This is a genomic window from Streptomyces sp. NPDC046977 (assembly GCF_040644455.1).
GTDB lineage: Bacteria > Actinomycetota > Actinomycetes > Streptomycetales > Streptomycetaceae > Actinacidiphila.
The window spans coordinates 111,101-123,690 of record NZ_JBEYWO010000022.1 but is presented as its reverse complement, the minus strand read 5'-3'; the positions used below and the strand labels follow the sequence as shown (position 1 = coordinate 123,690).

Sequence of the window (12,590 nt, the reverse complement as noted above, 5' to 3'; positions counted from 1 at the left end):
CCCGGGGGTCCTGGCGCGTAGCGTGCCCGCAGTGACCCGGACTCCCCGCGTTCGTTAGAGGCCAACGTGAACCCACCCGACAACGACGTGCTGTGGGCCCGCGGCCTGCGCCACACGCACGACCGCTCACCCGCCCTGCTCGGTGTGTCCCTGGGCGTGCGGGAGGGCGAGATCCTCGGCATCCTCGGCCCGCACGGCGCCGGGAAGACGACCCTGCTGCGCTGCCTGTCCGGCGAACTGCTGCCGGAGCAGGGCGAGGTGTGGTTCAACAGCGCACCCGTGCACACCCTGGGCAGCGCCGCACGCGAGCGACTGCGCCGCGAGCGGTTCGGCTGGGTCGAGAGCACCCCGCAACTGCTGCCCGAGCTGACGGTCCGTGAGAACGCCGCGCTGCCGCTGCTGCTGGCCGGCATCCCCTACCGCACGGCCCGCACCGCCGCCCAGGACTGGCTGGACCGCCTCGACATCGGCGGCGCCGCCCGCAAGCGTCCCGGCCAGCTGCTGCAGGCCGAACGCCAGCGCGTCGCGATCGCCAGGGCCCTGGTCAACCGGCCGGCCGTGGTCTTCGCGGACGAGCCGACCGCCCCGCTGCACCGCGCCGACCGCTCCCAGGTGCTGCGCATGCTGACCAGCGCGGCGCGCTCGCACGGCATCACCGTCGTCCTGGCGTCCAACGAACCTGAGGTCGTCTCGCTCGCCGACCGGGTCATCACCCTTGTCGACGGGCGCCCCGTCGCGGGCATGCCGCAGCAGGACCGAGAGGGCGCCGACTCGTGCTCAGCCTCCGTGTAGCGCTCGGCTCCCGGCCGGCCGTCCTCGCCCGCCGGGCTCTGGTCGTCGCGGCGGCCGCCGGCACCGGCTTCCTGCTGCTCGCCACCCTGGGCCACGCCCTCGTCCACCCCGGGGACACCGGCCGCGGGCTGATCCGGCTCGCGTGGTGCGCCGTGCCGTTCGCCGCCACCGTCCACCTGTCGGTGTTCGTCGCGCGGACCGAGCCCAGCGGGCGGCTGCACGCCGGCCTGTCCGCGGCCGGGCTCGGACGGCACGGTCTGCCGCTGCTGGGCGCGGCGAGCACCGCCCTCAGCACCGGACTCGGGGTCCTGCTCGCGCTGCTGGCCTTCCTGCATCTGCGCGGCGACCTGCCCGGCTCCCCGCTGGGCGGCGCCCTCGCCGGGCCGCTCGGCGCGGACCGCCCGCTGCCGCTGGTCGGGGCGCTCACCCTGATCGCCCTGGTGCCGGTGGTCTGCGCCGTGGCCACCGCGTACTGCCTGCGGGCGGCGCGCACCGCGACCACCGACGAGACGGCTCTCCGCACGCCGCCCACCGGACTGCCCTGGGGCGCGGCGCTCACCACGATCGGCCTCGCTGTAGAGATCACCGCCGCCCACGACGCGCGCCGCACCCCGGCGGGCACGCTCCTCCCGCTGCCGGGCGGGCTCGGCGGGATCGCGCCGGCCGTGGCGGGCGGCTGGATCCTCATCGCCATCGGCCTGGTCCTGGCCATGCCGGGGCTGCTCCACGAGTGCGGCCGCCTGCTGGCCTCCTGCCGGCCGACCGCGCTGCGCCTGCTCGCCGGGCGCGCCCTTCAGGAGGAGGCCCCGCGCGTCGGCAGGCCGCTCGGTGTGCTGTGCGCCGTGTGCGCCGCGGGGCTCGCCACGACGGCCCGGCTCGACGCGGGCGCCCGGCCGCTCGGGCCGCTGACCGTCCTCGGCGCCACGCTCGTCGCCGTCGCGGCCGCCGCCACCGCGCTCACCGCGACGGTCGACGCCCGGCGGGCCCGGCGCCCCTCGACGTCGGCACTGACCCGCCTCGGCGCCCCCGCCTCCCTGCTGCGCTCCGCCGCCACCCTGCGGACGACCACCGCGCTCGTCCTGGTGGCGCCGGTCACCTGGCTGGTCTCCCACCTCGGCACTCTCCCCCTGCCGTAGTGGGCCCCGGGCCCGGCACCCTCCGGGCCCCGCTGGACCGGGGCGCCCGATTCCCCTCCTCGAACCGGGCGCCCCATCCCCCCGCCCCCGACCCGTCCGCGGGTGCTCGCTAGGCTGGCGGGCGTGCAACAGCCGCCCCGCGACACCGAGATCGAGACCCTGGACGAGTTCGACCGCGTCGCCGCGTCGGGCTCCCTGCGCAAACACCGCGTGCAGTCGGTCGATCTGACGACCCGTACCTTCGCCCTGCTCTCCGCGGACACCGCCGAGGCCGTGTTCCTCGGCTGCCCGATGGAGCCCGAGGCCGCCGCCCATGTGCGTTCCACCGGCGCCCTGGTCTTCCCGCCCGTGCCGGAGCTGCCCTTCGACCCGTACCGGGGCTCGCTGTACACCCCGGACGCCCTGTACGAGGGCCTGACCGGCCCCGACGGGTACGACGCGACACCCGACGCGCACGCGTACCAGTGGTTCCTGCGCACCCGCGGCACGGGCGACATCTTCGCCTCGATGCTCCGCAGCATCCACGACGACGCCGTCTCCGACGCCTTCGACGAAGTCCTCGCCGGATCCCGTGTCGTCGGCGTGATGGGCGGCCACGCCATGGCCCGCGGCACCGACGCCTACGCGGGCGCCGCCCGGCTCGGCAGGGCACTGGCCCGCGAGGGCCTGACCGTGGCGACCGGCGGCGGTCCCGGCGCCATGGAGGCGGCCAACCTCGGCGCGTACGCGGCCCCCTTCGACGACGCGATGCTCAAGGACGCCCTGGACACCCTCGCCCAGGTCCCCTCCTTCCGGCCCTCCATCACCGACTGGGCCCGCGCGGTCTTCGCCGTGCGCGACCGCTACCCCGGCGGGGGCGCCTCGGTCGGCGTGCCGACCTGGTTCTACGGCCACGAGCCGCCGAACGCCTTCGCCGCGCACATAGCCAAGTACTTCGCCAACGCCACCCGCGAGGACGGCCTGCTGGCCCGCTGCACGGCGGGCGTGGTCTTCCTCCCGGGCGCGGCCGGCACCGTGCAGGAGATCTTCGACAACACCACGCCCAACTACTACGAGTCGAACGGCGCCCCGCGCCCCATGGTGCTGGTCGACGAGGAGCACTGGACGACCCGCCTCCCGGCCTGGCCCCTGCTCCAGGCCCTCGCCGAGGGCCGCAGCATGGCGCCGCGCATCGCCCTGGTGAACTCCATCGAGGACGCCCCGAGAGCACTGGCCCGCCTCTCGGCGGAGGCCGCTCAGTAGGCCCGCGTCCCGACCCTCGCGACGCGGGGCCGGGAACCTCGCCTGAGCGAACGCGGTCGTGCGGCGGCCTGCGGACGCCATCGGGCCGAGTGTGTCCGCGGTGGCCTTGCGCGAGGCGCTCACGGCCCTGCGGCGCCGGCCACGGGATCCAGACGGCCGGCGGCTCCGTGCCGCTACCTCACGGCCCGAAGGGCACGGGCTCGGCCGCCCGCCGCACGCACCGCTGCCGCACCCACTCCAGCACATCCGCCCCACCGAGCGACGCCGGCGCACACCGGTCGCCGCCGCAATGGCAGCTACGCCGCCACCTCAGTGCTGCCCGACGGCAGCACGGCACGAAGGGCACACGCCCAGCCACCGCCGCACGCACCGCTGCCGCACCCACTCCAGCACGTCCGCCCCACCGAGCGAACCCCGCGCGCGGCCGCGCCGGGGCTAGGCGACCGCCGCGCCGCGCACACTGGTCGCGATCGCGAGGGCGGCCTCGCGCATGGGCCGCCGGTTCCCGACGAGGACCGACCCGGCCGCCGGCACGCGCCGACGGCGGCGCACCCGGGATCCGGGTCCCGTCGGGGCCGTCGCCCCGGGCCTCACGTCCCGAGGAGCACGACCTCGTCGGGGGCGAAGGCGACGCCGACCGTCGTGCCCTCGGACGGCGCGTCGCGCAGGGCGCACGAGGCCTCCAGGCGCGGACCGTCGGCGGGCTCCAGCAGGAGCGTGACCTGGTCGCCGCGGAAGGTGCGGGCGGCCACCGCGCAGGGCAGCCCCTCCTCGACCGGGACGAGCCGCACCCCGGCGGGGCGCACCAGGAGCCGGCCGGGCCCCTGCGGTGATCCGGGCGGTACGGGGATCTTGCCCCAGGGGGTGTCGGCGACATCGCCGGTGACGGTCACGGCCGGTACGTTGCCGAAGCCGAGGAAGCGGGCCACGAACTCCGACGCGGGCCGCCGCCACACCTCCAGCGGCGTCCCGGCCTGTTCGACGTGCCCGTCGCGCATGACGACGACCCGGTCGGCGAGCGCGAAGGCCTCGCCCTGGTCGTGGGTGACGGCCAGCACGGTCGTGCCCAGCCGGCGGAAGAGCTGGCGCAGTTCGACCACGAGACGTTCGCGCAGACCGCGGTCGAGCTGCCCGAGCGGCTCGTCCAGCATCAGCAGCCGCGGCTCCGGCGCGAGCGCGCGGGCCAGCGCGACCCGCTGCTGCTCACCGCCCGACAGGGAGGCCACGGCGCGGCGCTGCGCGCCGGGGAGCCCCACCAGCTCCAGCAACTCCCCCACCAGGCGGTCGCGTTCATCCCGTCCCGTGCCGCGCACCCGCAGGCCGAAACCGACGTTGCCCGCGACGTCGTGCTGCGGGAAGAGCTGGTGGTCCTGGAACATCAGGCCCACCCCGCGGCGGTGCGCCGGAACGCCTGCCTGGTCCCGGCCGCCGAGCAGGACGCGCCCGGCGTCCAGCGGTTGCAGCCCGGCCACGGCGCGCAGCATCGTGGACTTGCCGCCGCCGCTGGGCCCGAGCACGCACACCGTCTCGTGGTCGGCGACCTCCAGGTCCACGGCGTCCAGGACGGGCCGTCCGCCGAAGCGCACTGTGGCGCCGTCCAGTCGCAGCAGGGCCATCAGAACTCCCCCGGCCTTTCGTCGCCGCGGATCGCGCGGACCCGCAGTCGTTCCAGCGCCAGCAGCGCGCCCGCGCACACCAGCATCAGCACGGTGCTCAGCGCCATCGCCTGCCCGTAGTTGAGCTCGCCGGCCCGCCCGAGCAGCCGGGCCACCGCGACCGGCAGCGTGGGGTTGTCGGGCCGCGCGATGAAGACCGTCGCCCCGAACTCTCCGAGGGAGACCGCGAAGGCGAAGCCGGCCGCCACCAGCAGGGCCCGCCGCACCAGCGGCAGATCCACTTCGCGCCAGACGCGCGGGGGTGACGCCCCGAGCACCGCGGCGGCCTCGCGCAGCCGCTCGTCCACGGCACGCAGCACCGGCAGCATGGTGCGCACCACGAAGGGCACCCCGACCAGCGCCTGGGCGAGCGGCACGAGGATCCACGAGGACCGCAGGTCCAGCGGGGGCTCGTCGAGGGTGATGAGGAAGCCGAAGCCGATGGTGACGGCGGAGGTGCCCAGCGGCAGCATCAGCAGCGCGTCGAAGCCGCGGACGAACCGCCCGGCGCGCCGGGTGAGCGCGGCCGCCGCCAGGCCGCCGACGGCCAGGGCGATCGCGGTCGCCGCGGCCGCGTACTCCAGCGAGTTCCACACGGCGTTCACGGGCGCGACCACGAACGTGCCGCCGCTGCCGTCGGAGGAGCCGAGCGCGCGGTAGAAGTCCAGGCCGTATCCCGCGGGCCCGTCCAGCGACCGTTCGACGAGGACGCCGAGCGGCACCAGGATCAGCAGCGCGGCCACCGCGAGCACCCCGGCCAGCAGCCCCCACTCGCCCGCGCCGCGCGGGCGCCGGGCCGTCCCGGCCGGGTCGACCAGCCGCAGCGCGCTCTCGCGGCGGCGTACCGTCCGGGCGTGCACGGCCAGGATGCCGACGACGGCGGCGAACTGGACGATCGTCAGCACGGCCGCGGTCGGCAGGTCCAGCAGCTGCGCGGTCTCGCGGTAGATCTCCACCTCCAGGGTGGAGTACGCGGGCCCGCCGAGGATCTGCACAACCCCGAAGGACGTGAAGGTGAAGAGGAACACCATGACCGCGGCCGCCGCCACGGCCGGCGCGAGCGCGGGCAGCGTCACCCGCCGCCACGCGGCGAACCGCCCGGCACCCAGCACCCGCGCGGCCTCCTCCTGCCGCGGGTCGAGCTGCGCCCACAGGCCGCCCACGGTCCGTACGACCACCGCGTAGTTGAAGAAGACGTGCGCCAGCAGGATCGCCCACACCGTGGTGTCCAGGCGCACCCCCCACAGCTCGTCCAGCAGCCCTCCCCGCCCCAGCAGCGCGAGGAACGCCGACCCGGCGACGACCGTCGGCAGTACGAAGGGCACGGTCACCACCGCCCGCAGCAGATGCCGTCCGGGGAAGTCGAAGCGCGCGAACACATAGGCGCCCGGCAGGGCGACCGCCAGGGTCAGCGCGGTCGAGGCGGCCGCCTGCCAGCAGGTGAACCACAGCACGTGCAGGATGTCGGGATCGCCCAGCACCTCCGCGAACCGGCCCAGGCGCCATCGGCCGCCCTCGCGGAGCCCGCGGGTGACGATGGCGGCGACCGGGTAGCCGAAGAACACCGCGAAGAAGGCGGCCGGCACGGCCATCAGGCCGAGCCGCACGGCGTGCGGCCGCGCGGCGGCCGCCCTGCGCCGGGCCGCTCCGGTCACTTCAGCACGAGCGAGGACCACGTCTTGACCCACTGCTCACGGTTCGCGGCGATCTTCTTCGGCTCGACGGTGGCCGAACCGCTGATCACGGGCGCGTACTTGGTGAAGACCTCGGGCAGCTTCGCGTCGCCGCGGGCGGGGTTGACGAACATGCTGAGCGGCATGTCCTCCTGGAAGGCGCGGCTCAGCAGGAAGTCGATCAGCGCCTTGCCGCCCTCGGTGTTCTTCGCGCCGTCCAGCAGCCCGGCGAACTCGATCTGCCGGAAGCAGGTGGCCGTCGCCACGCCGGTCGGGCCCTGCGCGGGCTGCTCCTTCAGCGCGAGCACCTCGGCGGGCGGACTGGAGGCGTAGGACACGACCAGCGGCTTGTCGCCCTTGCCGCCGCCCGCTCCGGAGAAGTTGTCGTAGTACGCCTGCTCCCAGCCGTCGACGACCTGGACGCCGTTGGCCTTCAGCTTGGTCCAGTAGTCCTGCCAGCCCTCGTCCCCGTACTTCGCGGTGGTCGCCAGCAGGAAGGCCAGACCCGGGGAGGAGGTCGCGGCGTTCTCCGTGACCAGCAGGTCCTTGTACTCCGGCTTGACCAGGTCGTCGAAAGTCTCGGGAACGGGCACCTTGTGCGCGGCGAACCAGGCGCGGTCGTAATTGACGCACACGTCGCCGAAGTCGACGGGCGTGACGCGGTGCTGCGCGGCGTCGAGCTGCAGGGCGGCGGGCACCTTGTCCAGGTCCTTCGCCTCGTACGGCGTGAACAGGCCGTTGTCGAGGGCGCGGGAGAGCAGGGTGTTGTCGACGCCGAAGAAGACGTCGCCCTGCGGGTTGCCCTTGGACAGCACGGCCTGGTTGACCGCAGCGCCCGCGTCACCGCCGCGCAGGACCTTGACCGTGTAGCCGGTCTGCCGCGTGAACTCCTTCAGCACGGCCTTCGAGGCGGCGAAGGAGTCGTGGCTGACGAGGGTGACGGTCCTGGAACCGCCGCCGGCGGCAGAATCGCCGCCTCCGCCGCAGGCCGCGAGGGACGCCGCGCCGAGCGCGACAACGAGGGCGGTGCCGGCGGCACGCCGACGGATGGTGCTCATCAAGTGACTCCCTACGCCGGTATGACCCGGATCAGGTTCGAGGGTCTGCGGCCGTGCCGCACTCTCAGCGCTGTGTGCGCTCCCCTGTCGGATGTTCTGTTGTCGTTCAGGCCGTTCAGGGCAAACGGCCGCAAACGACCGCCACCCTAGCAAGCGCCGCTCAGCGCTCGGAAGCCGCCAGCTGCCCGCAGGCCCCGTCGATCTCCTGGCCCCGGGTGTCGCGCACGGTCACCGGGACGCCGTGCGCCTCCAGCGCCGCGACGAACGCCCGCTCGTCCTCGGGCCGCGACGCCGTCCACTTCGAGCCCGGCGTCGGGTTGAGCGGGATCAGGTTGACGTGCACGCGCTTGCCCTTGAGCAGCCGCCCCAGCAGATCGGCGCGCCACGCCTGGTCGTTGATGTCCCGGATCAGCGCGTACTCGATCGACACGCGGCGGCCGGACACGTCGGCGTAGTGCCACGCGGCGTCCAGCACCTCGCGCACCTTCCAGCGCGTGTTGACCGGCACCAGGGTGTCGCGGAGCTCGTCGTCGGGCGCGTGCAGCGACACCGCGAGGCGGCACTTGAAGCCCTCGTCGGCGAAACGCAGCATCGCCGGCACGAGGCCGACCGTGGAGACGGTGATGCCCCGCTGCGACAGCCCCAGCCCGTCCGGCTCGGGGTCGGTCAGCCGGCGGATGGCGCCCACCACGCGCTTGTAGTTGGCCAGCGGCTCGCCCATGCCCATGAAGACGATGTTCGACAGCCGCGCCGGGCCGCCCGGGATCTCCCCGTCACGCAGCGCGCGCATGCCCGCGACGATCTGGTGCACGATCTCGCCGGTGGACAGGTTCCGGTCCAGGCCTGCCTGCCCGGTCGCGCAGAAGGGGCAGTTCATGCCGCAGCCCGCCTGCGAGCTGATGCACATCGTCACGCGGTCCGGGTAGCGCATCAGCACCGACTCGACCAGCGTCCCGTCGAACAGCCGCCACAGCGTCTTGCGCGTCGTGTCGTTGTCCGTGCTGCTGTGCCGCACGACCGACATCAGGTCCGGCAGCAGCCCCTCGGCCAGCTTCCCGCGCGACGCCGCCGGGATGTCCGTCCACGCGGCCGGGTCGTCGGTGTACCGCGCGAAGTAGTGCTGCGACAGCTGCTTGGCCCGGAACGGCTTCTCCCCCAGCTCCGCGACCACCTCCCGCCGCTCGTCGGGCGTGAGGTCGGCGAGGTGCCGCGGCGGCTTCTTGGCGGCGCGCGGCGCGACGAAAGTGAGTTCTCCGGGTGCAGGCATGGTCCGTCCAGTGTCGCAGATCGTTTGGGGCGCCCCAGGTCGGACGGGTGAGGCCCCCGTCACTCTCCGGTGTCCCCTGTCGACCGCGGTCGGCCTCGACCGACCGTTCACGGCCCGCAGACGGCCCGGACGACGCGGTCCGCGCCGCGAGGGGGCGACTGCGAGCAGCCGACACGCCCGTCCGGGCGCCGGCACAGCGGAAATCCCGTCGCCCTCCTCGCCCCGACGAAGAACAATTCCCGTCATGGGGACGGACATTTACGGGTTCATAGAGTGCCGCTGGGATCACTGGCTGGACGAGGACGACCGGGTCTGGTTCAGGGCCATCAACCTCATGCATCTGTACAACGGGCGCTCCTACGTCGCCTTCGGGTCGCTGTTCGGTGTCCGCGACACCACCTCCTTCCGCCCGCTCGCCGATCTCCGCGGCCTTCCGTCCGACGCGTCGCGGGAGACCCTCGCCGACGTCCAGTCCTGGGGCTCGGACCTGCCCCGACGCATCCTGGATCACCTGGGCGGAGCTGAAGGCCGCGGACTGGGAGGAGATCGCGAACGAGGTCGACGACTGCGTTCACGAGTACCGCCGCAGCCCCGACGGGACCTGGGTGATGCACGGGCAGAACTCCGGCCTCACCCGCTTCGCCGAGCTCTCCGGTCACACCGACCACCACACCCTCCACCACGCGGGCAGGGTCTACGCCGAGGGCACCGAGTGGCCGGACGGCGACCGCCTCTTCCGCATCGGCCGCCTCCGCCGCAAGGATGCCGTGCCGCACAGGGACTGGGCCCCCGTCTGGTCGGTGATGCGCACACTGGCGAACCTCCACGGCGACGAGGGCGTCCGCCTGGTCGTCTGGTTCGACGGCTGACCCGACCTGGCTCGAGCTCGACAGCCGGCCGACTCCGCACGGCCCGGTTCACGCCACCCGCCCCTGGAGACAACACTTCTGGAGCGATTCTTCCCAGGGGGGCGGCATGTCCGATTCAGGTTCCCGATTCTCGCGGACCGTACGCAGCGTGATGCACAGTCTCGACCTCTACGTGACGCTGGTCGCAGCCGTCGCATTCGGCGTTCTAGGGCTGGTCGGCAAAACTTCGCCAGAAGTCATTACTTCCGGTGTTCTGGCAGTACTGGCTCTCGTAGGATTCTCACTTCTCAGAATTCGCTCACAGGGCGACAGGATCAACGATTCTCTCGCCGGGCTCGCTCGATCGAACGCAGACCGCTTCTTCACCGAGGTGGACGACGCCGACGAGATCAAGGAGATGATCTCGTCGTCCCGCGAATTGTGGCTCCACGGCTGGACACTTGAACTGCACCTGGCGTCGTACGAGCAGGAATTGAGGAGAGCCGTCACCGCGGGCCTGAACGTCAAGATCCTCGTCATCGAGCCGAACAGCCCGGCCATGGCCGTCGCGGCCAGTGAAGCCGCCAACCGCAGCGCCGACGACCTCAGTGCCAACCTGGAAGGCAACCTCAGGAGGCTCGCGGCACCGCTGTCCGGTCCCGTTTCCGGAAGGCTGGAAATCAGGACCCTGACCCATGTGCCGCACTACACAGTGATCGCCTCCGATCCCTCGACGGACCGAGGGAAAATGATCATGCGCCTCGCCACCTTCCGGGCCAATCATTGGCAGCGCCCCACCTTCACCGTGACTCGTCGCAACGACGGCGATTGGTACACATTCTTCAGGGACCAGTTCGACAAGAAATGGGAATCCGCGAGCGCCTACGATTCGATCCCGTAGAAAAGGAGACTCGGGCGGTCTCCCGCCGTCGGCTCCCTGGTGCCGGTCACGCCTACGGGGGTTCCTCGCACCAGGGAGCACAAGCCGCGGCCGGCGCCTACCGGGACCGGCGGTCGATCAATGGGCGCCCCGCATAGCGGCGGCCGGGCCAGGCAGGTTCCTGCCGGCCTCCGCGTGCATCAGGCAGGCATGTGGCACCTCAACCGCCGCGAGCAGGACCACGACGGGCCGCGTCCATCGGCGGTGAGACCGTCCATGAACCCCAGCTCCGCCTATGTCCTTGTTGTGTTCGCCGGGGGACTTGCCGATGGGCGGACGCAACAACTCCCCTCGCCCGGCTGGGCGAAGGGACAAGCGTGTCCGGCGTCACCTACCGAACCGCCCTGGGTCCGGCGCCAGAGGTGAAGGACACTGCTCAAGGATGGGCGCAGGTCTTTCGCCCCGCGGAGGGGCCGCTCGGCGACCGCTGTCCGCACATCGGGCCGACTCCTTGCCCCGCCCGCGGCAGCCCGACCTGTGCCCGGGCTTGGAAGGCTCACGCGGCGGCGAGTCGAAGCATCGGAGCACCGGCCGCCGCAGCCACCGCGGTTTTGGCTGCGCGCCCCCTGGCCTCCCCCTGCGGGCGCAGACGGGGGCGTGAGCGACGCCGTGTGCGTCCGAATGACGGGCGACGATTCGTGCGACACCCACGCACCCCGGTCACTGGACGTCGAGCGCCCACCGCACGGACCGCTCCTTGGCCACGAACCCGGCCTTCTCGTAGATCCCGAACGCCCCGCTGGGATTCGCCGAGTCCACGCTCAGGCCGGCCTTCCCATAGCCCCGGTCGGCGGCGCTGCGCAGCGCGTGCGCGATCAGCCCGCCGGCGACTCCGCGCTTGCGGTGTTCCCGGAGCGTCCCGATGAGCATGAAGTAGGCCTCGCGCACGCCGGTGGCCGCCGTGTCGGCGTCCCACGACATGGTCACCAGCATGCCGGCCGGGGCTCCGGTCGCCACGTCCCGGAGCAGAAAGCTGACCTCGGGCCGGAAGCTGTGATTGGTGATCTTGTTCTTCCAGGCGTCAACGGGCACCGGGACGCTGCCCCAATGATCCTTGAACGCCTCGTTCCGGATCATCCGGAACTCCTCGTCGCTCTCCTCCGACCACGGCTCGACCCGCAGGCCGTCGGGGATCGCCGTGTCCGGGATCGCGCCGCGCAGCGGGTGCTCCATGGACTGGTAATAGCGGGTCGGCGCGAACCCCTGGGAGCGGAAGAGCGGGGCCGCGCCGGGGATGTGCTCGGCCTGCTGGGCCTCGACCACGAGCTTCAACGTCGGGTGATGCAGCGCGTGCAACGCCTTCGCACCCGCTGTCCCGGCCTCCAGCAACACGGTGCCGACCCCTTGGCGACGGTAGTCCGGGTGCACCCCGCCCTCGACCATGACCCGGTGTATCTCCTCGGCGGTCGGCTTGTAGGTGGCCTTTGTGTAGCCGACCATCACATCGCCGTCGAAGGCAGCCAGGCTCGCGCGCCCCAGGTCCGCGTAGGGATCCATCAGTTCCTGGAGGGTGTCCTCCTCGTCGTAGTGCTCGCCGATCCTGTCTTCCGTCTCCATGGCCTTGAGGAGGTCGGCCGTCGCCTTCGCGTCCCCGATGGTGAGCGGTCGCCACGTCAAGTGGGCGGATTCTGCGTCCATGCAGCGGACCGTACTGAAACCCACGGCACGGTGTCGCTCGGTTTTCGCGACCAGGACCGAAGGCACGGTGACGCGCTCCCGGGACCCTGTTCCAGCCGTGCAATCCGGCTGCGGGGCCGTGCCGGGTCCGCAAAGCGCCCGTTGGGTGCGGCGCAGACGAAGGTTCGCCTCCTCCGGACCGCTGCGCGAACGGTGTCGGTGCCCGCACCCGCCTTCCGCGATGGGGGCCGGGACACGCGTACGCGAAGGCCGTCGCACACCGTCGCGCGGCCGTGGTCGGAAGCCGTCCACCTCGTGCCGCTATCGTGCGCCGGTACGGCAATCCTGACCGGTCCGGGCGC

General features: G+C 72.9%; 10 protein-coding genes and 1 riboswitch. Of the genes, 5 read left to right on the top strand and 5 right to left on the bottom strand.

Going from position 1 to position 12,590, the window contains the following annotated elements; all coding sequences use genetic code 11:
* The first annotated feature begins 66 nt into the window (after positions 1–66).
* The 3 genes from ABZ883_RS29180 (at position 67) to ABZ883_RS29170 (ending at position 3,170) form a co-directional block, all read left to right on the top strand.
* Positions 67–792, top strand: coding sequence for an ATP-binding cassette domain-containing protein (locus tag ABZ883_RS29180; protein ID WP_360911245.1), 726 nt, complete (start codon positions 67–69; stop codon positions 790–792).
* Complete coding sequence (locus ABZ883_RS29175; protein ID WP_360911243.1) at positions 774–1,928, top strand: hypothetical protein; 1,155 nt, start codon at positions 774–776, stop codon at positions 1,926–1,928. Before ABZ883_RS29180 ends, ABZ883_RS29175 begins: the two co-directional genes overlap by 19 nt.
* Positions 1,929–2,051: 123 nt before the next feature.
* Positions 2,052–3,170 carry a Rossmann fold nucleotide-binding protein gene (locus ABZ883_RS29170; RefSeq protein ID WP_360911241.1) on the top strand — a complete coding sequence of 373 codons (1,119 nt, stop codon included), beginning with the start codon at positions 2,052–2,054 and terminating at the stop codon, positions 3,168–3,170.
* Positions 3,171–3,760: 590 nt separating this feature from the next.
* On the opposite strand, the gene ABZ883_RS29165 is transcribed toward ABZ883_RS29170, so the two are convergent.
* The 4 genes from ABZ883_RS29165 to rlmN form a co-directional block, all read right to left on the bottom strand.
* A complete protein-coding gene (locus ABZ883_RS29165; protein ID WP_360911239.1) occupies positions 3,761–4,786 on the bottom strand; it encodes an ABC transporter ATP-binding protein in 1,026 nt (341 codons plus the stop codon).
* On the bottom strand, positions 4,786–6,417 hold the full coding sequence (locus tag ABZ883_RS29160) for an iron ABC transporter permease (protein WP_360911330.1): 1,632 nt from the start codon (positions 6,415–6,417) through the stop codon (positions 4,786–4,788). Before ABZ883_RS29160 ends, ABZ883_RS29165 begins: the two co-directional genes overlap by 1 nt.
* A 59-nt stretch (positions 6,418–6,476) precedes the next feature.
* Complete coding sequence (locus ABZ883_RS29155; protein ID WP_360911237.1) at positions 6,477–7,556, bottom strand: thiamine ABC transporter substrate-binding protein; 1,080 nt, start codon at positions 7,554–7,556, stop codon at positions 6,477–6,479.
* Positions 7,548–7,652, bottom strand: a riboswitch (TPP riboswitch). (Overlaps the previous gene by 9 nt.)
* A gap of 64 nt (positions 7,653–7,716) precedes the next feature.
* Positions 7,717–8,823: a 23S rRNA (adenine(2503)-C(2))-methyltransferase RlmN gene (gene rlmN, locus ABZ883_RS29150; RefSeq protein ID WP_360911235.1), complete on the bottom strand. Its 1,107-nt coding sequence runs from the start codon at positions 8,821–8,823 to the stop codon at positions 7,717–7,719.
* A 383-nt stretch (positions 8,824–9,206) separates the two neighbouring features.
* Between rlmN and ABZ883_RS29145 the strand changes: the two genes are divergently transcribed.
* Both ABZ883_RS29145 and ABZ883_RS29140 read left to right on the top strand, forming a co-directional pair.
* On the top strand, positions 9,207–9,692 hold the full coding sequence (locus ABZ883_RS29145) for a hypothetical protein (RefSeq protein ID WP_360911233.1): 486 nt from the start codon (positions 9,207–9,209) through the stop codon (positions 9,690–9,692).
* Between the two features lie 148 nt (positions 9,693–9,840).
* Positions 9,841–10,572 (top strand): hypothetical protein, encoded by a 732-nt coding sequence (locus tag ABZ883_RS29140; protein WP_360911231.1) that lies wholly within the window; start codon positions 9,841–9,843, stop codon positions 10,570–10,572.
* Between the two features lie 699 nt (positions 10,573–11,271).
* On the opposite strand, the gene ABZ883_RS29135 is transcribed toward ABZ883_RS29140, so the two are convergent.
* Positions 11,272–12,249, bottom strand: coding sequence for a GNAT family N-acetyltransferase (locus tag ABZ883_RS29135; protein WP_360911229.1), 978 nt, complete (start codon positions 12,247–12,249; stop codon positions 11,272–11,274).
* Between the last annotated feature and the right edge of the window lie 341 nt (positions 12,250–12,590).

Excerpts from the sequence above, each read along its gene's own strand:
- ABZ883_RS29155 (WP_360911237.1), bottom strand. The coding sequence starts at position 7,556 with ATGAGCACCATCCGTCGGCGTGCCGCCGGCACCGCCCTCGTTGTCGCG.
- ABZ883_RS29135 (WP_360911229.1), bottom strand. The coding sequence starts at position 12,249 with ATGGACGCAGAATCCGCCCACTTGACGTGGCGACCGCTCACCATCGGG.
- rlmN (WP_360911235.1), bottom strand. The coding sequence starts at position 8,823 with ATGCCTGCACCCGGAGAACTCACTTTCGTCGCGCCGCGCGCCGCCAAG.
- ABZ883_RS29160 (WP_360911330.1), bottom strand. The coding sequence starts at position 6,417 with ATGGCCGTGCCGGCCGCCTTCTTCGCGGTGTTCTTCGGCTACCCGGTC.
- ABZ883_RS29165 (WP_360911239.1), bottom strand. The coding sequence starts at position 4,786 with ATGGCCCTGCTGCGACTGGACGGCGCCACAGTGCGCTTCGGCGGACGG.